General features: G+C 64.4%; 28 protein-coding genes and 1 tRNA gene. 14 read left to right on the top strand and 15 right to left on the bottom strand.

The genetic code is table 11. The features are described 5' to 3' along the window. The first annotated feature begins 12 nt into the window (after window positions 1–12). Window positions 13–1,761 carry an MFS transporter gene (locus tag VVT58_RS02420; RefSeq protein WP_327751754.1) on the top strand — a complete coding sequence of 583 codons (1,749 nt, stop codon included), beginning with the start codon at window positions 13–15 and terminating at the stop codon, window positions 1,759–1,761. Between the two features lie 107 nt (window positions 1,762–1,868). Then, complete coding sequence (locus tag VVT58_RS02415) at window positions 1,869–2,387, top strand: GNAT family N-acetyltransferase (protein ID WP_327751753.1); 519 nt, start codon at window positions 1,869–1,871, stop codon at window positions 2,385–2,387. Window positions 2,388–2,537: 150 nt separating this feature from the next. Here VVT58_RS02415 and VVT58_RS02410 read toward each other — a convergent pair. From VVT58_RS02410 to VVT58_RS02390, 5 genes are all read right to left on the bottom strand, one after another. Beyond that, a tRNA-Arg gene (locus tag VVT58_RS02410) sits at window positions 2,538–2,614 on the bottom strand. Between the two features lie 35 nt (window positions 2,615–2,649). After that, window positions 2,650–3,132, bottom strand: a complete 483-nt coding sequence (locus VVT58_RS02405; protein ID WP_327751752.1) for a DUF1178 family protein — start codon at window positions 3,130–3,132, stop codon at window positions 2,650–2,652. Then, on the bottom strand, window positions 3,129–3,959 hold the full coding sequence (locus tag VVT58_RS02400) for a carbon-nitrogen hydrolase family protein (protein ID WP_327751751.1): 831 nt from the start codon (window positions 3,957–3,959) through the stop codon (window positions 3,129–3,131). Before VVT58_RS02400 ends, VVT58_RS02405 begins: the two co-directional genes overlap by 4 nt. Window positions 3,960–3,963: 4 nt before the next feature. After that, window positions 3,964–4,221 (bottom strand): glutaredoxin 3, encoded by a 258-nt coding sequence (gene grxC / locus VVT58_RS02395; RefSeq protein ID WP_327751750.1) that lies wholly within the window; start codon window positions 4,219–4,221, stop codon window positions 3,964–3,966. A gap of 44 nt (window positions 4,222–4,265) precedes the next feature. Then, window positions 4,266–5,024 carry a ComF family protein gene (locus VVT58_RS02390; protein WP_327751749.1) on the bottom strand — a complete coding sequence of 253 codons (759 nt, stop codon included), beginning with the start codon at window positions 5,022–5,024 and terminating at the stop codon, window positions 4,266–4,268. 41 nt (window positions 5,025–5,065) lie between these two features. Between VVT58_RS02390 and VVT58_RS02385 the strand changes: the two genes are divergently transcribed. Next, on the top strand, window positions 5,066–5,914 hold the full coding sequence (locus VVT58_RS02385) for a methyltransferase domain-containing protein (RefSeq protein ID WP_327751748.1): 849 nt from the start codon (window positions 5,066–5,068) through the stop codon (window positions 5,912–5,914). A 41-nt stretch (window positions 5,915–5,955) separates the two neighbouring features. Here the strand turns inward: VVT58_RS02385 and VVT58_RS02380 are convergent, their stop codons facing one another. From VVT58_RS02380 to VVT58_RS02360, 5 genes are all read right to left on the bottom strand, one after another. Next, window positions 5,956–6,951, bottom strand: coding sequence for a nucleotidyltransferase family protein (locus tag VVT58_RS02380; RefSeq protein WP_327751747.1), 996 nt, complete (start codon window positions 6,949–6,951; stop codon window positions 5,956–5,958). After that, window positions 6,948–7,811 (bottom strand): HprK-related kinase A, encoded by an 864-nt coding sequence (locus tag VVT58_RS02375; RefSeq protein WP_327751746.1) that lies wholly within the window; start codon window positions 7,809–7,811, stop codon window positions 6,948–6,950. The genes VVT58_RS02380 and VVT58_RS02375 overlap by 4 nt, the downstream gene beginning before the upstream one ends. Beyond that, complete coding sequence (locus tag VVT58_RS02370; RefSeq protein WP_327751841.1) at window positions 7,808–8,089, bottom strand: HPr-rel-A system PqqD family peptide chaperone; 282 nt, start codon at window positions 8,087–8,089, stop codon at window positions 7,808–7,810. Before VVT58_RS02370 ends, VVT58_RS02375 begins: the two co-directional genes overlap by 4 nt. A gap of 67 nt (window positions 8,090–8,156) precedes the next feature. Next, entirely contained in the window at window positions 8,157–9,341 is a 1,185-nt protein-coding gene (locus VVT58_RS02365) for a glycosyltransferase (protein WP_327751745.1), read from the bottom strand. Window positions 9,342–9,467: 126 nt separating this feature from the next. Beyond that, window positions 9,468–9,893 (bottom strand): hypothetical protein, encoded by a 426-nt coding sequence (locus tag VVT58_RS02360; RefSeq protein ID WP_066561843.1) that lies wholly within the window; start codon window positions 9,891–9,893, stop codon window positions 9,468–9,470. A gap of 98 nt (window positions 9,894–9,991) precedes the next feature. On the opposite strand from VVT58_RS02360, the gene VVT58_RS02355 reads away from it, so the two are divergent. The 7 genes from VVT58_RS02355 (at window position 9,992) to phoB (ending at window position 17,329) form a co-directional block, all read left to right on the top strand. Next, window positions 9,992–11,248 carry an ATP-binding protein gene (locus VVT58_RS02355; protein ID WP_327751744.1) on the top strand — a complete coding sequence of 419 codons (1,257 nt, stop codon included), beginning with the start codon at window positions 9,992–9,994 and terminating at the stop codon, window positions 11,246–11,248. A gap of 154 nt (window positions 11,249–11,402) precedes the next feature. Further along, window positions 11,403–12,458 (top strand): substrate-binding domain-containing protein, encoded by a 1,056-nt coding sequence (locus tag VVT58_RS02350; RefSeq protein ID WP_327751743.1) that lies wholly within the window; start codon window positions 11,403–11,405, stop codon window positions 12,456–12,458. A 10-nt stretch (window positions 12,459–12,468) separates the two neighbouring features. Then, on the top strand, window positions 12,469–13,863 hold the full coding sequence (pstC, locus tag VVT58_RS02345; protein WP_327751742.1) for a phosphate ABC transporter permease subunit PstC: 1,395 nt from the start codon (window positions 12,469–12,471) through the stop codon (window positions 13,861–13,863). Beyond that, entirely contained in the window at window positions 13,860–15,104 is a 1,245-nt protein-coding gene (pstA, locus tag VVT58_RS02340; protein WP_327751741.1) for a phosphate ABC transporter permease PstA, read from the top strand. Before pstC ends, pstA begins: the two co-directional genes overlap by 4 nt. A gap of 5 nt (window positions 15,105–15,109) precedes the next feature. Then, the gene (pstB, locus tag VVT58_RS02335; protein ID WP_269465587.1) at window positions 15,110–15,910 is read left to right on the top strand and encodes a phosphate ABC transporter ATP-binding protein PstB; all 801 of its coding nucleotides are present in this window, start codon (window positions 15,110–15,112) and stop codon (window positions 15,908–15,910) included. A 19-nt stretch (window positions 15,911–15,929) separates the two neighbouring features. Further along, window positions 15,930–16,625 carry a phosphate signaling complex protein PhoU gene (phoU, locus tag VVT58_RS02330; RefSeq protein WP_066558761.1) on the top strand — a complete coding sequence of 232 codons (696 nt, stop codon included), beginning with the start codon at window positions 15,930–15,932 and terminating at the stop codon, window positions 16,623–16,625. Between the two features lie 2 nt (window positions 16,626–16,627). After that, window positions 16,628–17,329 (top strand): phosphate regulon transcriptional regulator PhoB, encoded by a 702-nt coding sequence (gene phoB, locus VVT58_RS02325; RefSeq protein ID WP_066558764.1) that lies wholly within the window; start codon window positions 16,628–16,630, stop codon window positions 17,327–17,329. A gap of 46 nt (window positions 17,330–17,375) precedes the next feature. Here the strand turns inward: phoB and VVT58_RS02320 are convergent, their stop codons facing one another. Next, window positions 17,376–18,344 carry a diacylglycerol kinase family protein gene (locus VVT58_RS02320; RefSeq protein ID WP_066558766.1) on the bottom strand — a complete coding sequence of 323 codons (969 nt, stop codon included), beginning with the start codon at window positions 18,342–18,344 and terminating at the stop codon, window positions 17,376–17,378. Between the two features lie 10 nt (window positions 18,345–18,354). Beyond that, complete coding sequence (locus VVT58_RS02315) at window positions 18,355–18,849, bottom strand: DUF2141 domain-containing protein (protein WP_066558768.1); 495 nt, start codon at window positions 18,847–18,849, stop codon at window positions 18,355–18,357. 131 nt (window positions 18,850–18,980) lie between these two features. Here VVT58_RS02315 and lptF point away from each other — a divergent pair, with 131 nt between their 5' ends. Together lptF and lptG are read left to right on the top strand one after the other, a co-directional pair. Beyond that, window positions 18,981–20,201, top strand: a complete 1,221-nt coding sequence (gene lptF, locus VVT58_RS02310) for an LPS export ABC transporter permease LptF (RefSeq protein ID WP_087573401.1) — start codon at window positions 18,981–18,983, stop codon at window positions 20,199–20,201. A gap of 3 nt (window positions 20,202–20,204) precedes the next feature. Continuing rightward, window positions 20,205–21,308 carry an LPS export ABC transporter permease LptG gene (lptG, locus tag VVT58_RS02305; RefSeq protein WP_327751739.1) on the top strand — a complete coding sequence of 368 codons (1,104 nt, stop codon included), beginning with the start codon at window positions 20,205–20,207 and terminating at the stop codon, window positions 21,306–21,308. Between the two features lie 39 nt (window positions 21,309–21,347). Here the strand turns inward: lptG and VVT58_RS02300 are convergent, their stop codons facing one another. Beyond that, on the bottom strand, window positions 21,348–22,415 hold the full coding sequence (locus tag VVT58_RS02300) for a fatty acid desaturase (protein ID WP_327751738.1): 1,068 nt from the start codon (window positions 22,413–22,415) through the stop codon (window positions 21,348–21,350). Between the two features lie 155 nt (window positions 22,416–22,570). Here VVT58_RS02300 and VVT58_RS02295 point away from each other — a divergent pair, with 155 nt between their 5' ends. Next, window positions 22,571–23,728 (top strand): N-acetyltransferase, encoded by a 1,158-nt coding sequence (locus VVT58_RS02295; RefSeq protein ID WP_327751737.1) that lies wholly within the window; start codon window positions 22,571–22,573, stop codon window positions 23,726–23,728. 8 nt (window positions 23,729–23,736) lie between these two features. On the opposite strand, the gene VVT58_RS02290 is transcribed toward VVT58_RS02295, so the two are convergent. Continuing rightward, on the bottom strand, window positions 23,737–24,657 hold the full coding sequence (locus VVT58_RS02290; RefSeq protein ID WP_327751736.1) for a diacylglycerol kinase family protein: 921 nt from the start codon (window positions 24,655–24,657) through the stop codon (window positions 23,737–23,739). Between the two features lie 67 nt (window positions 24,658–24,724). Here VVT58_RS02290 and VVT58_RS02285 point away from each other — a divergent pair, with 67 nt between their 5' ends. Further along, complete coding sequence (locus VVT58_RS02285) at window positions 24,725–25,606, top strand: metallophosphoesterase (RefSeq protein WP_327751735.1); 882 nt, start codon at window positions 24,725–24,727, stop codon at window positions 25,604–25,606. Window positions 25,607–25,658: 52 nt separating this feature from the next. On the opposite strand, the gene xth is transcribed toward VVT58_RS02285, so the two are convergent. After that, window positions 25,659–26,432, bottom strand: a complete 774-nt coding sequence (xth, locus tag VVT58_RS02280; protein ID WP_066558787.1) for an exodeoxyribonuclease III — start codon at window positions 26,430–26,432, stop codon at window positions 25,659–25,661. Between the last annotated feature and the right edge of the window lie 61 nt (window positions 26,433–26,493).

Here is a 26,493-nt window from a genome sequence, read left to right as displayed (position 1 = left end):
GGAGGGACTGTTATGGCTTCGACATATGACGGACTGCCAAAGCACCACCAGGCGACGCGAAGCGAGAAGCTGATCATCACCGCCAGCTCGCTCGGCACCGTGTTCGAATGGTATGATTTCTATCTCTATGGCCTGCTGACCGCGATCATCGCGGCGCAGTTCCTGACGGGTCTCAACCAGACGACCTCCTTCATCATGGCCCTGCTGATCTTCGCGTCCGGATTCATCGTCCGCCCCTTCGGCGCGATCTTCTTCGGCCGTATCGGTGATCTGTTCGGGCGCCGGTACACATTCATCATCACGCTGCTCGTCATGGGTCTGTCGACTTTCCTGGTGGGTTGCCTTCCCACCTACAAGTCGGTCGGGGTCGCCGCGCCGATCATGCTGGTGGTGCTGCGCATGTTCCAAGGCTTGGCGCTCGGCGGCGAATATGGCGGCGCGGCGACCTATGTCGCGGAGCATGCGCCCAACAACAGGCGCGGCTTCTACACCAGTTGGATTCAGATCACCGCGACCGCAGGTCTCGCAATGGCGCTGCTGATCGTCATCACGGTCCGTTCGCCCATCACCGGCGTCGGAGAGGAAGCGTTCAAGGACTGGGGATGGCGCATTCCCTATCTGGTTTCCGGCCTGTTCCTCATCGTCGGCCTGTGGCTGCGCCTGAAGCTGCATGAATCGCCTGTCTTCCAAAAGATGAAGGCAGAGGGCACCGGCTCCAAGTCACCGATCAAGGAGGCGTTCGGCCAGTGGAAGAACCTCAAGATCGTGCTCATCGCCTTTTTCGGCGCGATCGCGGGCCAAGCCGTGGTCTGGTATTGCGGCCAGCTCTACGCGATGTTCTTCCTTGAAAAGATGCTGAAGATTGACGGGCTGACCGCCAACACGCTCATCATCATCGCACTCATGATGGCCGCGCCCTTCTTCCTGTTCTTCGGCTGGCTGTCCGACCGCATCGGCCGCAAACCCATCATTCTCTCGGGCTGCGCACTCGCCGCGCTGACGCTGTTCCCGGTCTTCCACGCGCTCACCGATGCCGCCAACCCCGCGCTCGCCCGGGCGCAGGCCGCCGCGCCCGTGACCGTGACAGCCGACCCGTCGGAATGCTCTTCCCAGTTCGACCCGGTCGGCGCGAACAAGTTCGACAAGACGAGCTGCGACATCGTCAAGAACGCGCTGGCCAAGGCGGGCGTGAACTACACCAATGTCGTCGCCGCGCCCGGCACCGTCGCGACGGTCGCGGTCGGTGACAAGCGCTTCACCGCGCCCGATCCGTCCCGGCTTTCGGGCGAAGAGAAGAAAGCGGCCATCGCGGCCTTCTCCGCCCAACTGATCGGCGCGCCCGCAAGCCCCGCAAAGGCGGCCGAGGGCGACAAGCCAGCCGTCGCCGCCCAGCCCGTTGTCGAGGGAGAACTGGCCAGGGTCGGCTATCCCAGCAAGGCCAATCCCGACGAGATCAACAAGCCCCTCGTCGTCGCGCTGCTCTTCTATCTCGTCCTGCTGGTGACGGCGGTTTACGGCCCGATCGCCGCGATGCTGGTCGAATTGTTCCCCAGCCGCATCCGCTACTCCTCCATGTCGCTGCCCTATCATATCGGCAACGGGTGGCTGGGCGGGCTGCTGCCGGCCATCGGCTTCGCGATGGTCGCCGCGACCGGCGACATCTATTACGGCCTCTGGTACCCGGTCATCGTGGCGGCGGGAACCGTCGTCCTGGGCCTGATCTTCCTTCCCGAAACCTTCCGGCGTAATATCGACGGATAGCGGAACCCCCGGCCGGCGCGCCCAAAATCCTCTGACATTGTCGAGGATCAATGCGCGCCGGCACTCGGCCCCCTAAATCTGGCACCCTTGAAAAGGGAGACGTTTTCATGACCGACGCCACGCACATCCTCACCCTGCCGACCCGTTCAGGCCTCCAGCTTCACGTCCGCCCCGCGGAGGAAAGCGACGAACCTCTGCTCGCAGCCTTCTTCGACCAGGTCAGCGACGAGGATCGGCGCTTCCGCTTCTTTTCGGCCATCCCGCATGTCGGCCACGAACAGCTCGACCCGCTGATCCATGCCGATCATTTCCGCAGCGAAAGCATATTGGCATTCGATGGCGCCACCGGCGATCTCGTCGCCTCCGGCATTCTCGCCTGCGACAATGCGCTGGATACGGCCGAAGTCGCCGTTTCGGTGCGCGGGGACTATAAGGGCCGGGGCGTGGGCTGGACGGTGCTCGACCATCTGGCCAGCGAGGCGCAGAAGCGCGGCGTGCGGCGCGTCATCTCGATCGAAAGCCGCGACAATCACGGCACCATCGAACTGGAGCGCGAAAAGGGCTTCGCAGTCGAAGCCGTCGAGGGCGATCCGACCCTGGTGATCCTTGCCAAGACATTCCGCTGAACAAGGGAGGCATGATGAGCGCTTCGCGCAAGTCGGTTCCATGGCCATTGCCGAGCACCGCCGACTGCATTTTTTGGCTCGCATCGCCGCTCTACCTCGCAGCGGAAAAACTGCCCCGCATTGACGACCGACCCGCAACTTATGGAAAAATGGTGCACCCGACGGGATTCGAACCCATGGCCCTCAGATTAGGAATCTGATGCTCTATCCTGCTGAGCTACGGGTGCTCCGGTGACGGCTCTATTCTGCGAAAAGGGCGCGGTCAATTCTTCGCTTCGGGGGGAACCACCGGAAAAGGCAAGGGTGCCACTTCCACCCCTTCGGCAATCAAGGCTCGCGCCTCGCTGAGCGCGACTTCGCCATGGATGCTGGCCCGATCCTGCTCGCCATAATGCATGGCGCGGGCCTGTTCGGCAAAGCCGCGCCCGACCCAGGTGGAATCCTCCAGCGCCTTTTGCTGTGCCTTGGCCAGCGCCTGCACCAGTTCGCGCATCTTCGCCTCCTCGCCTGCGCCCATGATGATGGACGCGTCGCCCGAGGATGCGATTTGCGGCACGGTTTCCGTGCGGCTGTTACCCTTCGGCGCGACCGCCGGCGCCATCACGGCCTTGCCCACATGTTCATCGCCGCAGAGAGGGCAGGCCAACAGGCCCCGCGCCTTCTGATCCTCATAATCGGCGCTGGAGCCGAACCACGCCTCGAACACATGGCCTTGGGATTCGCATTTGAGGTCGAAAACGATCACGACACTGTCACATCCATGGGCAAGGATCGCCGATTGGCGAGCGCAGGCACCCGCCCGCGCACGTCCTCTATGCGCGACAGGTCGATCTCCGCAAGAGCAAGACCTGCCTGTTCGCCCATGTCGAGCACTATGTCCCCCCATGGGTCAGCGATCAGGCTGTGCCCATAGGTGTCGCGACCGTCGGCATGATGGCCGGTCTGGGCGGCGGCGATCACAAAGCAGCCCGCCTCGATCGCCCGCGCGCGGAGCAATATGTGCCAATGCGCCTTGCCGGTCGGGACGGTGAAAGCCGCAGGCGCGAGCAGCACCGTGGCGCCCGCATTGGTCAGCGCCCGGTAGAGATCGGGAAATCGCATGTCGTAGCACACCGACAGGCCCATGCGCGCCCAAGGCGTATCGACCGCGACGACCTGCTCACCCGGACCATAGACCGACGATTCGCGCCAACTTTCTCCCGTCGCCAGATCGACGTCGAACAGATGGATCTTGTCATAACGGGCACGGATTTCGCCGCTGCCATCGATCATGAAACTACGATTGGCCCAGCGCCCGTCGGTTCGCTCGTCCTTCAGCGGAAGGGAGCCGAGATGCACCCACAACCCCTTTTTCGCCGCCGCTTCGCGCACGGCGGCCAGCACGGGATCGTCCTTCTCCGAACGCAGCGTCGCCGCCGCCCGCTGCCGGTCGCGGTCCACATAACCGGCCATTTCCGGAGTGAAGAGCATGTCCGCCCCCTCCCCCTTCGCGCGCGCGGCCATGTCCACGATTGCGGCGGCATTGGCGGCGGGATCGATCCCGCTGGTCATCTGGAAGATCGCGGCGCGCATCCTGCTATGCTCCGAGCAACGCGTCGAGCTTGCCCTGGCGGTCGAGCGCCGCCATGTCGTCGCTGCCGCCGATATGTTGGCCATCGATGAAGATTTGCGGCACGGTGTTCCCGCCCTGGGCGCGCTCCAGCATTTCCTGGCGCTTGGGCCCGCCCATGGTGATGTCATATTCCTCGAACGCCACGCCCTTGCCGTCGAGCAAGGCCTTTGCCCGGGCGCAATAGCCGCACCAGGCCTTGGTATAGATTTCGACCTTCGCCATAATTCACTCCTTGGCCATCGAAATTGTGGTTCGACGGCCATTTGTCAATCGGCACTGTCCGGCAGTACCCGCGCCCAGCACAGCAGGTGAACGCTTGCCGCGCCGCCTCGTTTCAGCGTCCGGGCGCAAGCCGCCGCCGTTGCGCCGCTGGTGTGCACATCATCGATCAGCAGCACCGCGCGGCCCTTGAGTCCATGCTGCGGGGTCAGGGCAAAGGCGCCACGCACCGCCTTGGCCCGGAGTTTCGGGGTCATGCCGCGCAAGGGCTTGGTCCGGCGGGTGCGCAGCAGGGCGTGATTATCCACCGGCACGCCCGTCAGCCGCGCCAGATGCCGGGCGATCAGGGCCGACTGGTTGAAGCCGCGCCACCACAGCCGCCAGCGATGCAACGGCACCGGCACGATGACGGCATTCTCCACCACCGGAACCTGCCGCGCCATCTGCTTTGCAATCAGCCGAGCGAGACCAATGCGCCGGCCATATTTGAGGCGCAGCGCCACGGCGCGGGCGACATCGCCATAGGCCAGCACCGCCTGCGCGCTGTCGAAGGGCGGCGGATCGGCCAGGCAGGCGCCGCATTCCGCTCCGGCGCCGCGATCATAGTCGAACGGCACGCCGCACCGGGCGCAGCACGGAGCGCCCAGAAACCGCATTCCGCTCCAGCAACTCAGGCAGAAGGCATCGTCCGCGTCCACGATCTCGCCGCAGCCGGGGCAGCGCGGCGGCAGGGCGTAATCGAGCGCCGGGCGCCACAGGCTTTTGAGAAAGGGGGCGGTCTTGTGCAGCGGCGAAAGGGACATCATCTCCCTTGTTCCCGCTCCTTCGCCGTTGCACAAGGCCCGCCATGACCAATGCCGACATCTTCGATCGCGCTCTGCGCACCAGGCGGCGCGACCGGATGATGGAGCGCTTTGCCGAGCATGACTTTCTCTATCGCGCTATGCTGGACGAACTGCTCGACAGGCTGGGCGATGTGCAGCGGGATTTTACCGAAGTGCTGGTCATCGGCTGTCCCGACGGCAGCGCCAGGGCGGCGCTGGAGGCGATGGGCAAGCGCGTCATCTGCGCCGATCCCGGCTTTGCGGCGGCGAAGGCGCAGGGAGGCGTACAGGCCGATGAGGACGCCCTGCCCTTTGCCGATGAAAGTTTCGACCTGGTGATCGCTTGCGGAACGCTCGACAGCGTCAATGACTTGCCGGGCGCGCTAATCCTGATGCGGCGGGTGTTGCGGCCCGATGGGCTGATGCTGGCGGCCTTTACCGGCGCGGGGTCGCTGCCACGGCTGCGGGCGGCGCTGATGGCGGGCGAAGGGGACCGGGCCGGGCAGCATATCCATCCGCAGGTCGATGTGCGGTCGGCGGGTGATCTGCTGGCGCGGGCTGGATTCACCATGCCGGTCGCGGATGGGGATATGCTGACGGTGCGCTATGGCGGTGTCCTGCGGCTGATGCACGACTTGCGGGGGATGGGTGCGGGCAATGTGCTGGTTTCGCGGCCGCCTGCATTGCGGCGGGAGGCGCTGGCGGGAGCGGCGGAGCATTTCGCGGCGGCGGCGGACAGCGACGGGCGAACGGCGGAGCAGATGGCGATCCTGTACCTGAGCGGGTGGAAGGCCGATCCGAGCCAGGCCAAGCCAGCGCGACGGGGGAGTGCGAACATGTCCCTGGCCGAGGCGCTCAAGCCGAAGCATTGACGGCGGCGCGATAGGATTTGGGTGATATGAGTGACACGAAGCTATTGTAAAGCGGGCCGGTGCCCCTTGCGCCATTTGGTGAACAGGTGGCGCGCCAGCATGGCGGGCGGCATCCGCAACCAGTGCGAACGCAGATAAAAGGCGAAGCGGAGCAGCTTGCGCCGCTCCCGCCCCCAACCGTCCCGCGCCAGCAGCCGGGCCGCGACGATCCGATCCCGGACCGTCAGCCGCCCACCCTCGCCATAAAGCGCCGCTGCCAGCCGCCGCGCCTGCCGCACATGAGCCGCAAGACCATGCCGCGCCGCCCGCGCCTCCAGCGCGTCAGCATCCACCCCGTCCAGCAGGCAGTATATGTCCCAGAGATTGCGCAGCCCCCCCGCCAGATCGCCATCGGCCAGCAAATGCGCGGCGGCATGGCAGACCCTGTCCTCCGGCGAGAGCATATATAACTCATTGGTGATGGGAACTGCCTCAGCAATCATCGCTCCGGCATCGGGCGTCTGCCGCGCAGTCAAGGGCAGGACGGTATGGTGCACGTCGATCATCCGATCGCGCCCGGCATGGATCATCGGCGGCAGTTCATGCATCCATTGCCGGTAATAGGCGTCGTCATAAGGGTCGTCCTTGACCCACTCCCACCCTGCGCGGAGCAGCGCATGCTCGACCTGCTCCATGGCCTCACGCGGCACCAATATGTCGAGATCCCCGATGAAGCGCCCCTGCCCGGCGCGCAGCCCCGCCGCAGCATAGGCCGTGCCCTTGAGGAGCACGACCGGCACGTCGAGGCCCGCAAGCGCCTCCGCCGCACGATCCGCCTCCCACAGCGCCTGCCGCGCTTCCCGTTCCGCCTCCAGCCGCGCATCGCTCAATATCGGCCGCACCGCTTCGGGCACTGGCCGGTCCTCGATCCGCAAGGCCAGCGTGCCGATCAGCCGCTCTGCCCGCGCCATGGCGATCAGGTCGTTCCACCTGCGCGCATCCAGCACCATGACCCCATCGGGATCGCGCAAGGCCTGCACGAGCAGCCGAGCGCTCATGCCAGTTCCCCCCACAACCGCTCGACCAAGGCGATGGCCTCATTCCCCGAGGGAAAATCGATGGCGCGGGCAGGCACATTTTTGACGAAGCGGGTCAGGGCGGCAAAGCCCGGCTCGCCCAGAGCGACATAGTTGGTCGACGCCTGGGTCAGCCGCATGAAGACCTCACCCTGCCCAACGGTCCGGATATCGGCTTCATGACCGAAACGGGGAAACAGCAGCAGCGCGGGCAAGGCGCCCTCCTCCATGCGCCCGACGGCCTCACTGCGGGGAATGAGGTGGCGAATGTCGCCCTTGGCCGTCCCGGCGAGCAGCGGCCCCATGCGCGTCGGCGGCGCCTCCGCCGCCAGCACGTCGATGGCGCGGTTCTTGAGCGAAACCAGGCGCGGAAAGGGAAAGACCGCGCCCGTCTCCAGATCGAGCAGCGCGAACTCGTCGCCCATCAACCGCCAGCCTCGCTCACCCAATTGGGCGGCCAAAGTGGATTTGCCGGAACCGGACTCGCCCGTCATCACAAGCGCTCTTCCGTCCTTCTCGACGCTGGAGGCATGCAGCAACAGATGCCGCCGCCAGCCCAGCGCCATTTGCAGGTTCATCCCCATTTCCGCCGCCAACAGGCCATGTGCGAGGCTCATCGGCGCGGCATCGGCCAGGCCATGATCGCCGGTGATGTAGATCGATGGCCGCAACCAGCGCCGGAACAGACCCGCCGGCTCCAGCCGCACGGTGAAATCGGCTACCTCGTCCACGGGCGTGGGATAATCGGCATAGAGCCGCGCCAGCGCCTCCACCGGCTGGCGCCAGGCCGATCCGATGCGGAAGCTTGCCGGACCGATCTTCAGGGACAGCGCATGCTTCACGCGATGCGGACCAGTCCCAGGGTGGTCAGTTCAGCAAGATGGGCCTCTACTTGCGGCACCGCCTCCTCCGCCGGGCCCAGATCATAGAGCCGGGTCAATTCGACATGGACCTCACCCGCCGTCAGCGCCGCGCCTTCCTCCAACGTCGCCAATATCTCCGGCACCGGGCTGATCACCATATGGGTCTGTCCCGAAGGCCGGTGATAAAGCAGCACCATATCCTCCAGCACGCAGGAGGCGATGGCGTCCGGACTGTCCTGGCAATAGCGGCGGGGCATGGTCACGAAACGGAGCCTTCGGATGGGAATGTCGCGCCATCCTTAGGACAAAGGAGTAGCCAAGTGCCTAACGCGTCAGGCTATTTTGCGCGATGCCGCTCCATTGCACGCCATCGGTCCGGACCAGCCGGGCAAAGGCGCGCAAATAGGAGTCAAGGGCGCTTTCGACGCAATGCTCCCGTACCGCCTCCCCCAAGCGCGCGGGCGAAACCGGATGCTCCAGCGCCCAGAGGATCGCTTCGGCAAAGGCATCCGCATCGCCCACCGGCACTGGCGCATGCTGGCCCGCAGCAGCCAACGCCGGATGAATATTGGGCGTGGAATCGGTCGCCACCACCCCCGTTCCGCAGCCCAGCGCCTCTATCAGCGTCGCGACCAACCCCTCCCAGCGCGACGGTTGAAGCAGCAGATCGGCCTCGGCCATCAGCGCCGCCAGTTCCGCCTGATCATTCACAAAGCCCAGAAATTCGACCCGCCCGGCTATGTCCAGCCGCTGGCAAAGCGCCTCCAGGTCGCGGCGCAACGGCCCCTGCCCGACGATCTTCAACCGCCAGTCGAGATGCCTCAGCCGGGCAAGCGCGAGCAGCGCCGTCGCCTGATCCTTCTGCTCGGCCAACCGCCCGACCATCAGGAAATGCCGGGGCGTCCCCTCCGACCTCGCCTCGCGATCCTGCCGCAACCGTTGCAGCAAGGGGGTGACGGTCGGGCGCGGCAGCAGCGTCACCCGGCGCCCTTCCAGCGGCCCGGTTTCGGCCAGGGTCAGCCGGTCCGCCTCACCCATCACGATGGTCATGGCGCTGGTGCGGGCGATGGCGCGAAAACGGCTGCGCCTGACCCAGGCGGACAGCCCCCGCTGGTGCGGGCGGACGATCGGGTTGGAAATGCGGCAAACCGCCTGTGTCGCCGTGCCCAGCGCCGCCAGGGCGCACAGCATGTTGCTCTGATTGCCCGCCGAATAGAGAATATCGGGGCGGTGCCGCCGCACCATGGCCGCCAGAGCGGGGAATTGCGCGATCATCGACAGCCGCCGGTTGAGAGGCGGGGCAGGCACCCGGCGCACGGTCAACAGCGGGTCGATCAGCCCGGCCACCGGGCCGTCCACCCGCGTCATCCACAGTTCGACGTCCACGCCGCGCATCAGCAGATGATTGGCCAACAGAATGGCAACCCGATCCAGGCCGCCATCGCTGGGTTCATAAAGATAGATCGCGACCGAACAATTTTGCGTCACCCAATGGGGTGTATGGAACATGGGGTCGCCCTTGCTGCGTCTGACGGGATCGTCGAAGTCTCGACGCCGTCAACGCGGGCGATCCGTAAAAGTTCGGGCCGTAAAAGTTCGGGCCGTAAAAAGTTCGGTCGAAAATCCCGCCTTCGTTCAGCGGGGCATTTGCAGCGATGCGTAGCAGGTAAAGCCGCTCGTGCCGGATTGAAGGCGGCGGATATAGTTCAGATAGGCCTGATTCTGGTCATAGCTGGTGCCGGGCAGACGGCCGCCTCGCAGCGCCTGTTTCACCTGATCGCCGGTAAAGCCCTGCCCGGCGCCGGGGAAGGCGCCCTGCGTGCCTGCCGGCACGACCTGCCCATTGGCGGCGATATAATTGCCCGAACGACCCTGGTCGGGAACGGGGATCGTGCAATTGAGGACCGACGCGGCCGTATTCGCCAGCGCCGGGCGGATCGATATGATGGCAGATGCCGCGACCGCTCCGCCCATCAGCAACTGACGGCGCGACGGCACGGCAAGGTCCGGTCCGTCGTCCTGCGACTCGGCATTGTTCCGAGGGGGCAAAGGCTCGCTCATGTCATCCTGATCCGCTATCGCGCTTGCCAAACTGTAAAAATTGCACGCTATTGCGACGGTCTTTGCAGCAAATGCGTCAAATTTCCAGCTTGGTAACCATGAATCGCCTGACCGCTTCCCAAATCACCGCCTCGCTCGCCGTCCTGCTGCTGGCTACCGGGGGCGCGCTGATGATCGGCGCGGAGCCGCTCGACATCATCCTGCCGGTGCTGGCGGGGCTGGTGGTGCTGATCATCGCGGCGGGAGGCGGCCAGATCCCGGCGAAAACGCTGCCCGCTGCAGCCGTGGAGGCCACCGACATCATCGCCCATCCCGATGCCCGGAGCCTGCTGGAAGGCATTTCCGATCCGCTGATGCTGATCGAGCGGGGCCGGATCATCTCGGCCAACCGCGCCGCGCAGCGCTTGCTGGGCGCGCATATCGAGGGGGAAGATGCGCGCATCGCCATCCGTCATCCCGCCGCCGCCGAACGGCTCGCCAGCCTGGCGCCGATGGCCGAGCCGGTGATGATCGAGCTGGTCGGCCTGGGCAGCCGCGACCAACGCTGGCAGATGCGGATCGCGCCCGTGGGCGAAGACGGAAATGTCCGGCGGCTGGTCCATCTGGCCGACCATAGTGGCGCCCATGCGGCGGAAAAGATGCGCGTCGATTTCGTCGCCAATGCCAGCCACGAGCTGCGCACGCCGCTGGCGGGGATATTGGGCTTCATCGAAACATTGGCCGACCCCGATCTGGGCAAGGATGACGAAACGCGGCAGCGCTTCCTGAAGATCATGGACGGCGAGGCGCGGCGGATGCAGCGGCTGATCGACGATCTCATCTCCCTCTCCCGCATCGAGGCGGAGAAATATCGCGCGCCCGACAGCGCGGTCGACCTGTCCGGGCTGGTGGCCGAGGTGGTCGGCGTGTTCCGCACCAGCCATGGCGAGCGGGGGCGCGAGGTGGAGATGGAGATCGCGCCCGACCTGCCCGATGTGCAGGGCGACCGGGCGCAGCTATCGCAACTGCTCCACAATCTGATCGGCAATTCGGTCAAATATGGGCGCGCAGGCACGCCGATCCGCGTGACCTTGAACGAGGGGCCGAGCGGCATGATGCGGCTCAGTGTTGCGGACGAGGGGGAAGGCATCGGCCCCGATCATCTGCCGCGCCTGACCGAGCGATTCTATCGCGTCGATTCGGGACGTAGCCGCGCGGTCGGCGGCACGGGCCTGGGCCTTGCCATCGTCAAGCATATCGTTGAGCGGCATCGCGGGCGGCTCGATATCGCCAGCGTGCTGGGCAAGGGCACCACCATCTCCATATTGCTTCCCCGCATCGCCGTGGAAGAAAAGGCGCTCGCAGCAAAGGCTTGAACAAAAAAAGACAGCGACAGGCCGGGCTTCCGGCCCCATTGTCATAAAACTGCAATCCGATTGTCACAAAGGCGCGACGTACCGCGGCTACGGCGCATGCCCAGAGGGGGGCGGCGAGAAGCGAATCGCGGCCTTTGACGAAGGAGAATATCCCGTGAAGCATTTCGCTCTGATGGCTGCCACCGCTGCGGCCGCACTCACTCTCGCCGGTTGCGGTCAGCAATCCGGCGGCACGGCCGGCGGCACCCGCGACCAGATCCGCGCGGTCGGTTCGTCCACCGTCTATCCCTTCGCCACAGCGGTCGCTGAGATGTTCGTTCAGGGCAATCCCGGCATGAAGTCCCCGATCATCGAATCGACTGGCACCGGCGGCGGCATGAAGCTGTTCTGCGCGGGCGTCGGCGCCCAGCATCCGGACATCGAGGATGCTTCGCGCCGCATGAAGAAGTCGGAGTTTGAGGACTGCCAGAAGAATGGCGTCAAGGACATCATCGAAATCCAGATCGGCGTCGACGGCCTCGCCTTTGCCGAAGCCAAGAACGGCCCCGGCCTGAAGCTGACGCCAAAGATCGTCTATGAGGCGCTGGCCGCCAATCCCTATGGCAAGGGTCCGAACAAGGCCGAGACCTGGAAGGATGTCGACCCCAGCCTGCCCGCCACGCCGATCAGCGTCTTCGGCCCGCCGTCGACCAGCGGCACCCGCGATTCGCTGGCCGAGCTGATCCTGACCAAGGGCTGCGAGACCGACCCGGCGATGAAGGCGCTCAAGGAAAAGGACGAGAAGGAATTCAAGGCCACCTGCACCCGCATCCGCGAAGACGGCAAATATGTGGACTCGGGCGAGAATGATAACCTCATCGTCCAGAAGCTGGGCGCCAACCCCAATGCGCTTGGCGTGTTCGGCTACAGCTTCCTGGAAGAGAATAAGGACACGTTGAAGGACGTCACCATCAACGGCGTCGAGGCGACCTATGAAACCGTCTCCACCGGCACCTATCCGGGCGCCCGTCCGCTCTACATCTATGTGAAGAAGGCGCATATGACCGCGATCCCCGGTCTTCAGGCGTTCCTCAACACCTTTGCGGCCAATTGGGACCCCAATGGCGCGCTGACCAAGCGCGGCATGGTCGCGGCGCCGGAAGATGTGCGCAAGGCAAGCGTCGAAACGGTCAAGTCGCTGGCGGTCCTCGACGGCTCCAAGCTGAAATAAGACAGGGAATATGACAGGTCCTGCAATCCTTCTGCTGCTGGCCGGCCTGGGCGCGATCGCCTGGGTCAGCGCCCGCGCCCGCGCGATGCGGCTGCAAAGCGCGGCGCGGGCGTCGGGCCGCCGCGACGCCATGCATAGCCTGCCGGGCTATCATGGCTGGTATGTCGCGCTGTGGACGCTGGTGCCCGCCGGCATTTTCCTGGCGGTCTGGGCGAATGTCGCCCCCGGCCTCATCACGCAGGAAGTGCTGGGCAGCCCGGCGGCGCAGAGCCTGCCCGCCGACGGTTTCTCGCGCTCCGCCATTTTGGGCGAGGCGCGGGCGATCGCCACGGGCATGCAGGCAGGCGCGTTCAATCCGCTCTCGCAGGGCTTGGTCGAACCCTATAAGGACGCCATCGGCAAATATGGTCTGGCGGGCGCAGCCCTTGCCCTCGTGCTGGCCTTTGCCGGTGGCGCCTATGCCTTCACCCGCGTCCGCCCCGATTTCCGGGCGCGCACCCGGGTCGAGCGGCTGGTCATGGCGACCCTGCTGATCGCATCCCTGCTGGCGATCATCACCACGCTGGGCATCGTCGCCTCGCTGCTGTGGGAAAGCTTCCGCTTCTTCTCCATGGTCAACCCGATCGATTTCCTGTTCGGCGCCAAATGGAGCCCGCAGTCCGCTGCGCTTGGCTATGGCAATGACGATGCCTTCGGCGCGGTGCCGCTGTTCTGGGGCACGATCTTCATCGGCGCGATCATCGCCATGGTCGTGGCCATCCCCCTGGGCCTGATGAGCGCCATTTACCTGACGCAATATGCCAGCCCCACCTTCCGCAAATGGATGAAGCCGATATTGGAGGTGCTCGCCGGGGTGCCGACCGTGGTCTACGGCTATTTCGCGGCGCTTACCATTGCGCCCGCCCTGCGCGACTTTGCGGTGAAAATCGGCATTCATGGCGCCTCTTCCGAAAGCGCCCTCGCCGCCGGTCTGGTGATGGGCGTGATGATCATTCCCTTCGTCTCCTCCATGGCCGACGACAGCATCGCCGCCGTGCCGCAATCGATGCGCGACGGCAGCCTGGCTATGGGCGCCACCACCAGCGAGACGATCCGCAAAGTGCTGATCCCCGCCGCCCTGCCCGGCGTGGTCGGCGGCGTGCTGTTGGCGGTCAGCCGCGCTATCGGTGAGACGATGATCGTGGTGATGGCGGCGGGTCTGGCCGCCAACCTTACCTTGAATCCCTTTGCCAGCGTGACGACGGTGACGACGCAGATCGTCCAGTTGCTGACCGGCGACCAGGAATTCGACAGCGCCAAGACGCTGGCAGCCTTCGCGCTGGGGCTGGTGCTGTTCATCGTCACTTTGCTGCTCAACATCGTGGCCCTGCGGGTCGTGAAGAAATATCGCGAGGCTTACGAATGACCGCCAAACGCCTCCCCACCGACTGGAAGTCGGATGCGATGCGCAAGCGGATCGCCCGGCGTTATGCCGCGGAGCGCCGCTTCAAGGCGGCGGGTCTGCTGGCCGTCGCGCTCTCCGCCGCCTTCCTTGCCTTCCTGCTGTTCAGCATGCTGGGCAACGGCCTGCGCGGCTTCACCCGGACCGAGATTGCGGTGAAGGTGGACTTTCCCGCCTCCCCGCTGCTGCTCGACCCCAATGCCATCACCGACCAGGCGCTCGCCAACGCGAACCTGCCGATGGTGACGGGCGAGATCGTGAAGAAGGCGTTGAGCGCCGATGCAGAAGAGTGGGTGTCGCCCACCGCCTGGACGGTGTTGCGTGATGCGATCAAGGCTGACCCGAAAATCCTGGCGCGGACGGTGACGATTCAGTTGCCCGCATCGACCGCGATCGACCTCGCCGCCAAGAGCAAGGGTTCGCCCGACGCTGAAACAGCGGTAGAGCGTCTCAATAAGGCGAAGCTGCTGACGACCGGCATCAATTGGAGCTTCCTGACCGCGAGCGACGGCACCGATCCGACGCAGGTCGGCATTTGGGGCGCGTTCAAGGGCTCGCTGCTGACCATGTTGGTGACGCTGGCCTTGAGCTTCCCGATCGGCGTCGCCACGGCCGTCTATCTGGAGGAATATGCACGCAAAAACTGGCTGACCGACATCATCGAAGTGTCGATCAACAATCTCGCCGCCGTTCCCTCGATCATCTTCGGCCTGCTGGGGCTGTCGATCTTCCTCAACTTCCTGCACCTGCCGCGCTCGGCCGCTCTGATCGGTGGCATGACGCTGGCGCTGATGACCATGCCGGTCATCGTCATCGCGGGCCGCAACGCCATCAAGTCGGTGCCGCCCAGCATCCGCGACGCCGCGCTCGGCATCGGCGCCTCGCCGGTGCAAGTGGTGTTCCACCATGTGCTGCCGCTGGCCCTGCCCGGCATCCTCACCGGCACCATCATCGGCATGGCCCGCGCTCTGGGTGAGACGGCGCCGCTGCTGATGATCGGCATGCGCGCCTTCATCGCCACGCCGCCGGGCGGGATCACCGACCCTGCAACCGTGCTGCCGGTGCAGATCTTCCTCTGGTCGGACGAAGTCTCCAAGGGCTTTGTCGAAAAAACCTCCGCCGCCATCATCGTCCTGCTGGTGTTCCTGCTCGCGATGAACGGCCTCGCCATCTACCTGCGCAACAAGTTCGAAAGGCGGTGGTAACCGCGATGACAGCCATGATCCATGAACAGCAAAGCATGACTCCCGCCGTCGAAACCAAGATGACGGCGCGGGACGTCAAGGTCTTCTATGGCGAGAAACAGGCGATCAAGGGCGTGTCGATCGATGTCGACATGGACAATGTCACCGCCTTCATCGGCCCGTCGGGCTGCGGCAAGTCGACCTTCCTGCGGACGCTGAACCGCATGAACGACACGGTGGCGAGCGCCCGCACCGAAGGCACGATCACACTGGACGGCGAGGATATCTACGCCGCCAGCATGGACGTGGTGCAGCTCCGCGCCCGCGTCGGCATGGTGTTCCAGAAGCCCAATCCCTTCCCCAAGTCGATCTACGAGAATATCGCCTATGGCCCGCGCATTCATGGCCTGGCCCATGCGAAGGCGGACCTGGACGTGATCGTCGAAAAGTCACTGCGCCGCGCCGGGCTTTGGGACGAGGTGAAGGACCGGCTGCATGACAGCGGCACGGCCCTTTCGGGCGGCCAGCAGCAGCGCCTGTGCATCGGCCGCGCCATTGCGGTCGAGCCGGAAGTCATCCTGATGGACGAGCCCTGCTCGGCACTGGACCCGATCGCCACGGCCAAGATCGAGGAGCTGATCCACGAGCTGCGCGGCCGCTACGCCATCGTGATCGTGACTCACAACATGCAACAGGCCGCCCGCGTGTCGCAGCGGACCGCCTTTTTCCATCTGGGCGAGCTGGTCGAATATGGTGTGACGTCCGACATCTTCACCAATCCGCGGCAGGAACGGACCAAGGATTACATCACCGGGCGCTACGGCTGAGCCGGGGGAGAAAAAGACAATGGCAGAACATACGATCAAGGCCTTCGACCAGGAAATGGACAAGCTGCGCGGTCTGATCGCTGAAATGGGCGGTCGCGCGGAATCGGCGATCGAAAAGGCGATGCTGGCGCTGCAACGCCATGACAAGGAACTGGCGGCGGAAGTCGTGGCCGAGGACAAGCGCATCGACGCGATCGAGGCGGAAGTCGAAAAGCTGGCGATCGAGATCATCGCCCTGCGCGCGCCCATGGCGAACGATCTGCGCGACGTGATCGCGGCGCTGAAGATCGTCGGCGTGGTCGAGCGCATCGGGGATTATGCCAAGAACATCGCCAAGCGCGTTCCGCTGATCGCCGCCAACCAGCGCACGCAGGAGCCGATCGCGCTTCTTCCTTCCATGGGCCAGGTCGCGGGCGAGATGGTGCAGGATGCGCTGAACGCCTTTGCCGCGCGCGACGCGGACCTGGCCGTCGCGGTGGTCGAGCGCGATACGGTCGTGGACGATTTCTACAACAGCGTCTTCCGCACGCTCGTCACCTTCATGGTCGAAAATCCCAAGACGATCAGCGAATGCGCGCATCTGCTGTTCATTGCCAAGAATATCGAGCGCATCGGTGACCATGCCACCAATGTCGCGGAGATGGTCTATTATGCCGCGACCGGCCAGACCCTGCCCGACCGCGAACGCGGCGGTGCGCAGAGCCAGGAGGACTGAGCATGGCCCGGGCCAAGATGCTGCTGGTGGAAGATGACGCGGCGCTGGCCGAACTGCTCATCTGGCACTTCAAGCGGGAGGATTTCGAGGTCGCGCACACCGTCGACGGCGAGGAAGCGCTGCTGCTGGCGCAGGAAAATGTGCCCGACATCGTGCTGCTCGACTGGATGGTCGAAAGCCTGTCGGGGATAGAGGTCTGCCGCCGGCTGCGCCGCATGAACGGCACGGCGAACGTGCCGATCATCATGCTGACGGCGCGTGGCGAGGAAGAGGACCGGGTGCGCGGTCTGGAAACGGGCGCGGACGATTATGTGACCAAGCCTTTCTCGCCCCGCGAACTGGTGGCGCGGGTCGGCGCGGTCCTGCGGCGCGTGCGTCCGGCGCTGGCGGGGGAAACGCTGACCTTCGCGGATGTCGAAATGGACACGGTAGGGCACAAGGTCCGCCGCGGCGGGCAGGTGATCCCGCTCGGTCCCACCGAGTTCCGGTTGCTCAAGCATTTCCTGGAGCATCCCGGCTGGGTCTTCTCACGCGAGCGTTTGCTCGACAGCGTGTGGGGGCAGGACAGCGATATCGAACTGCGCACGGTGGACGTGCATATCCGCCGCCTGCGCAAGGCGATCAACGCGGACGGGCGCCATCATGACATCATCCGTACGGTGCGGTCGGCAGGTTATGCGCTGGATACGGATGGGGTAGCTTAGGAAGGCCGCTGCGGGTGCTTCGTGAAAGCACCCGCCCGGCTGGGGCTTACGCGGCCAGGCGCAGGAAGGGCACGGGTTCGGTCGAGCGCAGAACGATCGGCTTGCCTTCCGACGCCTCAAACAGTTCGCCGTCCAGAATGACGCTGCTATGATCCCCTTCGATGCGGATCACGTCGCCCTGTTCCAGATGGATGCCCTGCATCTGCGCCTTCCCCACCCGGTTGGTGACGCTTGCCCAGACGAGACGCAACAGCGCGGGCAGGTTCTGGTCGACGGCCATCAGCTTCATATTGCCACGCCGGCTGTCGCCCGGCTGCACGCCCAGCAACAGCTTCTCCAGCGTCGTCACGATCAGCACCGCGAAGCGTCCGGCCAATTGCCCGTCGCGAATCAGCGAGATGCGCACCGGATGGCTCGATTGCGGCAGGAATCGGGCACGAACGCCGAACAGCAGCGACACGACAACCGCCAGCGCCGTCAGGAAATGGCTGAGGCCGTTGGACAGGCCCAGCGGATAGATCTGGTTGCGGCAATAGAGCATGTAATCGGCCAGTCCCGCGCCCCCTAGGAACATGCCCAGCACCGGCCTGCTTTCCGCCTGCCCGTCGGACAGCGCGATCAATTCCCGCGCCACAACATGATCGTCGACGCCCGCCTTGGCGATCTGGACGATCCTTTCCAGCGCCTTGATCGGATCGCCATGAATGCCAAGGTCGAGCGCGATCAGATTGGTCTTGCCGTTGGGCAGCACCGCGATCGGCGGCACGCGGCCCTGGAAATGCTCGCCCTGATAGAGTTCCGTCAGCGCCGCCTGCACCGTGCCGTCGCCGCCGTTGATGACGATGACGACCGGATCGACGCGGGCGATGGTCTGGAGCGCCCGGCCGATCTGGTCGACATGCTCCACTTCATAATGGAAGATGTCGGGGTTGCTGGCGCAATAGCTGCGCACGCGCGGAAGCGTCTGCCGGTTGCCCGTGGATTTGGGATTGGACAAAAGGGCGACGCGAACCATGCTCGGGGGATCACATATATTTGAGGTTGATGGTGATTTTCGTCACGCCCGGACCGGCATAGAAGGCCGCCTTTTCGACCCCCGGCTTGCCCAGGTTGAAAATATTGATCGACGGATTGTTCGAAAAGCCGCCGCCGTCGCGTGAAATGTCGGTCTTGCCATTGCCGTCGCGGTCGTGGCGCACGGCGATGCCATATTTGCCCGGCTGCGGCACCGGCATGCAGAAACGCATCTCGCCATTGCTGGCCCTGACCGGCACGTCGATGCGGCCCAGCCATTGGCCCTTGGCCAGCCAGGCCGCCTTGGTCGCGGGATAGGATTGCACGCGCACCGTTCCGGTCGCGGCGGAAAAACCGCGAACATCGACCAGAACCGCCGGACCCTTGGCCGAAGCGGAACAACGATCCAGGTCGTTGCCGATCTCCATGCCATGGGCGATTGCCGGGGCGGCGGCGAACAAAGCCCCCACCGACATCAGACCCAATGCAACTTTGAACATGACCATCCAACTCCGTGAAGCTATAGCCGCCCGTTGAAACCGGACGGCGAGCCCCTGTTCGCCCCGCAAATCGACCTGACTCGCATATGGGGGGGGTTTGCGGCCAAATCATGGTGATGGGACGACCACATAGAGAAATGCTGACCGCCACCGACAGATATCTCGCCCGCCTGATCGCCTTGCCCATGTTGGGAACGCTGGTGATCTCCGCGATGCTGCTGGTGCTCGACAAGATGCTGAGCCTGTTCGACTTCGTCGCGGCGGAGGGCGGACCGGTCAGCGTCGTGTGGCGCATGCTGGCCAATATGATGCCCGAATATCTGTCGCTGGGCATTCCCATCGGCCTGATGCTGGGAATATTGCTGGCCTTCCGGAGGCTTGCCATGTCGTCAGAGCTGGACGTGATGCGGGCGGTGGGCCTGTCCTACGGCCGGTTGCTGCGCGTGCCCTATATGTTTGCGATCGCGCTGGCTCTGCTCAATTTCGGCATTGTCGGCTTCGTTCAGCCGCTGTCCCGCCACGCCTATGAGGCGCTGCGTTTCGAGCTGCGTTCAGGGGCGCTGGGCGCTTCGATCAAGGTGGGCGAGTTCACCAATCTGGGCAAGCGCATGACCCTGCGGATCGAGCGCAGCCTGGACGAAGGCCGCAATCTGCAAGGGATTTTCGTCCGCGCCGTGGGCAAGGATGGACAGACCGTCGCGGTGACGGCGGCACAGGGCAGTTTCCTGGCCACCGACGATCCTGACACCATCATCTTCCGCCTGCGCGACGGCGTGCTGGTCAATGACGCGCCCAAATATAAGTCACCGCGAATCCTGTCCTTTTCCAGCCACGACCTGCCGATCGACCTGCCGCAGATCGAGAAATTCCGTGGGCGCGACGTGGATAGGGAAAAGACCATCCCCGAACTGGTGGTGATCGGCCATGATCCAGGCACGCCCGACAAGCTGCGCAACGAGATTCGCGCCAATTTCCATTTCCGCATGGTCGAGGTGGCGATGATGCTGCTGTTGCCGCTGGCCGCACTGGCCTTCGCCATCCCGCCCAAACGATCCACGTCGGCGCTGGGCGTGTTCCTGTCGATCGTGTTCATCGTGACCTATCACAAGGTCAACGAATATGGGCAGGGCGTGGGGTCGCTGGGCAAGATCGACCCGATCATCGCTTTGTGGGCGCCGTTCCTGCTGTTCGCGGGGCTGATCCTGTGGATGTACCATGTGATCGCGCATCGGCCCGGAGGCCAGCCGATCGCCGCGCTGGAATATGCCTTCGCCAAGATCGCCAAGCAGGTCTTCCGGCTGCTGGGCCGTATCAGGCGGCGGCCAAGGGCGCAAACCATGGCGGAAGGAGCCGCCTGACCCATGCATCAGCTCAATTTCTTCCCGTCGCGTCAGCTTAGCTGGTACATGGCGCGACTGTTCCTGACCCGGACCTTCGCGGTGCTGGCGATGCTGGTGGCTGTGCTCCAGACGCTCGATCTGCTGGGCGAATCGGGCGACATCCTGGCCTATGCAGGCAATGGCGACGCGCAATTATGGCATTATGTGGCGCTGCGGGCGCCGCAGATCGTGGCCCGCTTCCTGCCCTTTTCCGTGCTGCTCGGCACGCTGATCATGCTCGCCAGCCTCAACCAGAATAGCGAGATCATCTCGATGAAGGCGGCGGGGCTGTCCGCGCATCAGATATTGGCGCCGTTGCTGGCCGCGGCGCTGGGCGTGGCACTGATCAGCTATGCCTTCAACGAGAGGATCGTGGCCCGCTCCACCGCCCGGCTTTCAGCCTGGCAGGCAGTGGAATATGGTCCCCTGCCCCCCGAAACCGGCATCAAGGCCAGCCCCTGGGTGCGTGACGGCAATAATCTGGTGACGGCGGCGATCGTCGCCGGTCGCGGCACGGGGGTTCAGCTACGTAAGGTGGAGATTTTCAACCGCATCAACAATACGCTGACGACGATCGTCCAGGCGCCCAAGGGCCATTATGATCCCGCGAGCAAAAGCTGGGTGCTGGAGGGCGCGCGGCAGTTCGACGTGGCAAGGGGGACCGAGCGGCAGATCGGCACGGTCCGCTTCGGCCATGATATCCGCCCCGATCAGTTCACTCTGGCCAAGGTCGATCCCGATGCGCTGACCTTCAGCCAGTTGCAGGCGGCGATCAGTGACCTGCATGACGCGGGACGGCCCACGGCGGAGCTGGAGGGAAGCCTGTGGCACAAGCTGTCGGGGCCTTTGTCCGCGCTGCTGATGCCGATATTGGGGTCGGTGGCGGCGTTCGGGCTGGCGCGTTCGGGGCAATTGTTCGTACGCGCCGTGATGGGGATGGCGCTGGGCTTCGCCTATTTCGTGGCGGACAATTTCTCGCTCGCCATGGGAAATTTGGGGGCCTATCCGCCCTTTTTGGCCGCTTGGGCGCCGTTCCTGCTGTTCCTGCTGGTGGGCGAGACGGTGCTGTTCCGGACGGAGGAATGAGAATCCGGTGACGCGCTCCCGCCAAAAACGCTGAACGTTCTAGCGGCGCACCATCGTGGAGCGGGCGATCTTGCCGACCAGCGGCCACATGCCGGGGTAATTGCCCTTGTGATAGGGAGAATCGCTCGCCAGCGTCGCCACCAGCCGCTTATGCGCTTCACTTAGCGCGTGATAGGGCACGCTTGGCAGCAGGTGATGCAGCGCATGATAGCGCAACCCTACCGGCGCCCAGATCGCGGCGAAGGGCGACGGCGGCGGGACGTTCACCGAGTCCAGATATTGCGCGGTCACGGTCATAGCCTCGCCCTCATTTTCCCAGAGATGCGCGACCAGCGTACGGAGCTGGTTGATGACGGTCATGGCCGAATGCACCGCCATATAGATGAGCAGCGGCTTCCAGCCGAAGGCGAAGATGCTGCCGATCAGCGCCAGCGCGAAGAGGCTCGCGCCCGCTTCCTGCCAGGCCCATTGGCGGGCGAACGCCCCCTCCGGCGCGCGGCGGCGATAGGCGGGATTGATCGAGAGAGCGGAAAATTCCGCCAACACCTTGCGGCGCAGCGGCGGGATGATCAAGCTGAGCGGCGTCAGCACGCCGAAACGCAGGATCAGGCCGACCGGCGCCAGCGCCGCCACCAGGATGAACAGCGGCAGCGACCAGGGCTTCATCAACGCCAGCGGCAGATATTCCGGATCGTTCGCCGTACCGTAACGAGTGCGCGCATGATGCTGTGTGTGCACGTCTTCATATAGGAAAGAGGGGATCATCAGCGGAATGCCGACGATCAGGTTCCAACCGAAGCGAAAGCCCGGCAGGGCGCCCTTGCGGATATGGGTCAGCTCATGGATGAAGCTTGCCGCGCGATAGAGCGCCAGCATCGCCACCAGCCCGAACGCCACCGCCAGCGCGGCATCGCCGGTCAGGATCGCTCCTGCCAACGCGCCGTAGCCAAGAAGGGCCGATGTCAGCATGTCGGGCCAGTAAATGGAAGGCCTGGCCGTCGACAGCTCGCGTGTCAGGTCGGCCGCGGCGCGCAGCATCGCCGCATCGTCGGGGATCGCGCTTTTCGTCCGCGACGCGGCGGCAATAAGGGGGTCGTGCACAGTCATGCCGTGGTTCCTAAGGGGTAAATGCGCTGCAATTGGGGCAGCAACATGACGATTTCGTCCTGTTGGGCCATCCGATCATGTCCCGATTGACATTCTCCAAACAAGCGACGAACTGCTCTGGGACCAACCCAAATCTCTCCAGCGAAAGCTCCGCCGTGGCCAATCAAGAACTGGTGATTACTCCTGTCATGTCCAAGGCCGACCGCAAGGCTTTTGTCGACCTGCCCTGGCGGATCTATGCCAATGATCCCAATTGGGTTCCGCCGTTGAAGGACGAGGTTTACAGCCTGATCACGCCGGGCAAGAACCCTTTTTTCAGCCATGCGGAGGCGCAATATTTCCTCGCCCGCCGGGGTGGCAAAGTGGTCGGGCGCGTGTCGGCGCATCTCGATCGTCTGGCGCTTACTCAGCCGTCCGAACAAGGCATGGGGCCGGGCACCGGCAATTTCGGCCTGTTCGAGGCGGAAGATGCGGAAGTCGGGGCGGCGCTGGTCGCGACGGCGGAGGGCTGGCTGCGGGCCAAGGGGATGACCCGTTCGCTCGGACCCATCTCACTGTCGATCTGGGAGGAGCCGGGCCTGCTGATCGAAGGTTTCGACCATAAGCCGACGGTGATGATGGGCCATGCCAAGCCGGAATATCAGGCCATGGTCGAGGGCGCGGGCTACAGGCCGATCAAGCAGCTCAAAACCTATGAGCTGGACATCACCCAGCCGTTCCCGCCGCTGATCCAGCGCATCGTCCTGTCGGGCGAGAAGAATGAACGCATCCACATCCGCAAGGTCGACAAGTCGAAATTCGACAGCGAGGCGGCGATCATCCTTGCCATATTGAACGACGCCTGGGGCAATAATTGGGGCTTCGTGCCGATCACCGACGAGGAAGTCGCGCATTTCGGCAAACAGTTGAAGCCGATCGTGTTCAACGACCTCATCATGATCGCGGAGCTGGAAGGGGAGCCGGTGGCCTTCATGATGACGCTGCCCGATCTCAATGAGGCGATAGCGCCGCTCAACGGATCGCTCTTTCCCTTTGGCTGGGCGAAGCTGCTCTGGTGGCTCCGCAAGCCGCAGGTGCGGACCATGCGCGTGCCGCTGATGGGCGTGGTGCAGCGGCTGCAATCGTCCCGCATGGCGAGCCAGCTTGCCTTCATGATGATCGAATATATCCGCCGCAACGCGACTGCGCATTATGGCGCGACCCGTGGCGAGATCGGCTGGGTGCTGGACGACAATCAGGGCATGAACGCCATTGCCGATGCGATCGAAAGCAAGGTGAACAAGGTCTATCAAGTCTACGAGAAGGATTTGTAACGCGCGTCTCAGCCCTGTCCGCGGGAGGGGGATGACCGTGCCTGGGGCACGGCTACATCCACCGCCCCCGCCGCGATCTTTACCGTCACGGGCGTCTTCGCCAGCACTTCTCCATCGATGGAGATGCGCTGTGGCGGCACCGTCTCCACCCGGAAGGATTTCCCGCGAAATTCCTCCGTATGCGCATCCCTGTCGCGCAGCTTGAAGAATTGGGCATACCAGTCCCAGGCCAGCCGCGCATGGCTGCGTCCCACCACCGCCTGGATCACGATCTCGCCCGTATCCACATCGGCCTGATCGGACAATTCTACCCCGCCATGATAGGGGCCGTTCAGGATGCGCACCTCCGTCGACCACATCCTGCGCTGATTGGTCCCATCGTCCAGCGCGAGCCGAAAGGCGCGGAAGCCTATGGAGCATTTGACCGCCCAGAGCAGATAGCCGATCCGCCCCAGATAGCGCTTCAATCTGTGCGGCACCGTTTCCCCGATCTTCGGTGACAGCCCCAGCGAAGCCGCATTCACGAAATAATCTTGGTCGATCATGCCCAGGTCGATCCGCCGCCGCCGACCACCGGCAATAACCGCCACCGCTCCCTCCAGATCGAGCGGAATGCCGAGCGTCCGCGCAAAGCTGTTCGCCGTGCCGAGCGGCAGGACGCCGAAGACGCAGTCCTTGCCCACCAGTTCATCCACCGTTCCGGACAGCGACCCATCGCCGCCGCCGACGATCACCATCGGCGCGCCCTTCGCGACCGCTTGCCCCACGGTTTCCTGCAAGCGGTCCGGCTCCTTCACCGCATGCGCGGCGATCAGGCGCAGGCCCGCCTGCTCCAGCAAGGTCTTGGCGTCCTTGAACAGCGCTTCCCCTCGGCGGGAATGCACATTGACGATCAGCACCGCCTCTCGCGGCAAGGGTTTCATTTCCATGCCTCAACAACACCCCAATGCGCGGCGGGGTCCGAAACCAATATCGGCCCGCGCTCGTTCATGACTCATGGCCCGCATCGCTCATCTGTCCGACATCCATTTCGGCGCGCATGATCCCAAGATCGTCGCCGCGACCGAAGCCTGGCTGCAACAGCATCAGCCCGACCTGGTCGTCATCAGCGGCGATTTCACTCAGCGCGCCAAACGCGACCAGTTCCGGCACGCCAGCGCCTGGATCAATCGGCTGCGCGCGGCGGGCATGAAATTGCTGGTCATTCCGGGCAATCATGACGTGCCGCTTTATAATTTGGCCCGCCGCTTCGGGGCGCCGCTACGTCGCTACCAGCGGTATATCAGCAACGATCTTTGCCCTTTTTACGAGGATGACGAGATCGCGATTCTGGGCCTCAACACCGCACGGTCGCTGACGATCAAGGACGGGCGGATCAATCATGACCAGATGCGGCTGCTGAGGGACCGTTTCGCGCGCGTGGCGGTGGGGAAGACGCGTATCCTCGTCACCCATCATCCGCTGTTCGCCATGCCGATCGGCAAGGGCGGGGAGTTGAGCGAAGCCGTCGGGCGCCATGAAGACGCGGTGCGGGCGGCGGCCGAGGCGGGCATCCACATCGCGCTGGCGGGGCATTTCCATCGCACCTATGCGGAGGCGGCGCAAAAGATGGTGGCCCATGCCGGAGGGGCGCTGGTGATCCAGGCGGGGACGGCGACCTCCACCCGGCTGCGCAATGCCGAGCCGCAGAGCTTCAACTGGCTGCATGTCCACCGCCATGACGAGATCGAATTGCAGGTGGTGGTGTGGGATGGCGCCAGCTTCCAACGGGGGCACCATGTCGCCTATTTTAAACGGAACGACACGTGGATCGGGCAGGATATGGTCGATCCTGGGGCATTGCCCGGTATCCAGGTGGCAGAGAAGGCGCGGGTTTAGGGATGCGTAGGCTATGCCGCCCTTCGGGGCGCTGGGATGACGATGTCGAAACCTACTCGGTCAGTTCCACCCAGGTCGGGGCATGATCACTGGCCTTCTCCCGCCCGCGGAAGTCCTTGTCGACCTGGGCGTCGATCAGCCGGTCGGCGGCGGCCGGACTGAGCAGCAGATGATCGATCCGGAACCCCGCATCGCGCGGCCAGGCGTTCATCTGATAGTCCCAATAGGTCCATAGTCCGCCGGCCGGATGGCGCGACGCAATGGCGTCCGTCCAGCCATCGCCCAGCAAGCGGCGATAGGCGGCACGGCTTTCCGGCTGCATCAGCGCATCGTCCGCCATGGCCTTTACCGAATAGACGTCCTTGTCACGCGGGATGACATTGTAATCGCCCGCGAGGATCGCCGGAACTTCCTCAGCCCAGATTTCCGCCGCGCGGGTCCGCAGCCGCTTCATCCAGCGCAGCTTGTAATCGAATTTCGGCCCCGGCTGCGGATTGCCGTTGGGCAGATAGATGCTGGCGACGCGCAGCCCCTTCACATCGGCTTCGAGATAGCGGCTATGCTCATCCTCCGGCTCGCCTTCCAGGCCGCGCCGCACTTCCACCGGGGTTTCGCCGCGAGCCAATATGGCGACGCCGTTGAACCCCTTTTGCCCATGCCAGATCGCGCCATAGCCGATATCTTCGATGTCCTTGACCGGAAAGGTGTCGTCGGAGGTCTTGATTTCCTGAAGGCAGGCGATGTCGGGGCGGGTTTCGTCCAGCCATTCCAGCAGACGCGGCAGGCGCGCCTTGATCCCGTTGATGTTGAAGGTTGCGATGCGCATGGACGAAATCTCCTTGCGCGCATCCCTAAAGAGGATGAGTGCCTTCCGGCAAGGGCAGTGC

Origin of the sequence: Sphingobium sp. SJ10-10, assembly GCF_036038995.2 — a bacterium.
Classification (GTDB): domain Bacteria; phylum Pseudomonadota; class Alphaproteobacteria; order Sphingomonadales; family Sphingomonadaceae; genus Sphingobium.
Note: the sequence above shows the minus strand (reverse complement) of the source record. Positions and strands in the feature narration are given on the sequence as shown.

Coding starts and splice junctions, on each gene's coding strand:
- VVT58_RS02315 (WP_066558768.1), bottom strand. CDS start 18,849: ATGGTCATGTTCAAAGTTGCATTGGGTCTGATGTCGGTGGGGGCTTTG.
- VVT58_RS02285 (WP_327751735.1), top strand. CDS start 24,725: ATGGCCCGCATCGCTCATCTGTCCGACATCCATTTCGGCGCGCATGAT.
- lptG (WP_327751739.1), top strand. CDS start 20,205: ATGCATCAGCTCAATTTCTTCCCGTCGCGTCAGCTTAGCTGGTACATG.
- VVT58_RS02320 (WP_066558766.1), bottom strand. CDS start 18,344: ATGGTTCGCGTCGCCCTTTTGTCCAATCCCAAATCCACGGGCAACCGG.
- VVT58_RS02400 (WP_327751751.1), bottom strand. CDS start 3,959: ATGCGCGCCGCGATCTTCCAGATGACCAGCGGGATCGATCCCGCCGCC.
- VVT58_RS02370 (WP_327751841.1), bottom strand. CDS start 8,089: ATGCCCCGCCGCTATTGCCAGGACAGTCCGGACGCCATCGCCTCCTGC.
- VVT58_RS02355 (WP_327751744.1), top strand. CDS start 9,992: ATGAATCGCCTGACCGCTTCCCAAATCACCGCCTCGCTCGCCGTCCTG.
- lptF (WP_087573401.1), top strand. CDS start 18,981: ATGCTGACCGCCACCGACAGATATCTCGCCCGCCTGATCGCCTTGCCC.
- VVT58_RS02365 (WP_327751745.1), bottom strand. CDS start 9,341: ATGTTCCATACACCCCATTGGGTGACGCAAAATTGTTCGGTCGCGATC.
- VVT58_RS02390 (WP_327751749.1), bottom strand. CDS start 5,024: ATGATGTCCCTTTCGCCGCTGCACAAGACCGCCCCCTTTCTCAAAAGC.
- pstA (WP_327751741.1), top strand. CDS start 13,860: ATGACCGCCAAACGCCTCCCCACCGACTGGAAGTCGGATGCGATGCGC.
- VVT58_RS02380 (WP_327751747.1), bottom strand. CDS start 6,951: ATGAGCGCTCGGCTGCTCGTGCAGGCCTTGCGCGATCCCGATGGGGTC.
- VVT58_RS02385 (WP_327751748.1), top strand. CDS start 5,066: ATGACCAATGCCGACATCTTCGATCGCGCTCTGCGCACCAGGCGGCGC.
- VVT58_RS02415 (WP_327751753.1), top strand. CDS start 1,869: ATGACCGACGCCACGCACATCCTCACCCTGCCGACCCGTTCAGGCCTC.
- phoB (WP_066558764.1), top strand. CDS start 16,628: ATGGCCCGGGCCAAGATGCTGCTGGTGGAAGATGACGCGGCGCTGGCC.
- VVT58_RS02360 (WP_066561843.1), bottom strand. CDS start 9,893: ATGAGCGAGCCTTTGCCCCCTCGGAACAATGCCGAGTCGCAGGACGAC.
- phoU (WP_066558761.1), top strand. CDS start 15,930: ATGGCAGAACATACGATCAAGGCCTTCGACCAGGAAATGGACAAGCTG.
- pstC (WP_327751742.1), top strand. CDS start 12,469: ATGACAGGTCCTGCAATCCTTCTGCTGCTGGCCGGCCTGGGCGCGATC.
- VVT58_RS02420 (WP_327751754.1), top strand. CDS start 13: ATGGCTTCGACATATGACGGACTGCCAAAGCACCACCAGGCGACGCGA.
- grxC (WP_327751750.1), bottom strand. CDS start 4,221: ATGGCGAAGGTCGAAATCTATACCAAGGCCTGGTGCGGCTATTGCGCC.
- xth (WP_066558787.1), bottom strand. CDS start 26,432: ATGCGCATCGCAACCTTCAACATCAACGGGATCAAGGCGCGCCTGCCG.
- VVT58_RS02300 (WP_327751738.1), bottom strand. CDS start 22,415: ATGACTGTGCACGACCCCCTTATTGCCGCCGCGTCGCGGACGAAAAGC.
- VVT58_RS02290 (WP_327751736.1), bottom strand. CDS start 24,657: ATGGAAATGAAACCCTTGCCGCGAGAGGCGGTGCTGATCGTCAATGTG.
- pstB (WP_269465587.1), top strand. CDS start 15,110: ATGACAGCCATGATCCATGAACAGCAAAGCATGACTCCCGCCGTCGAA.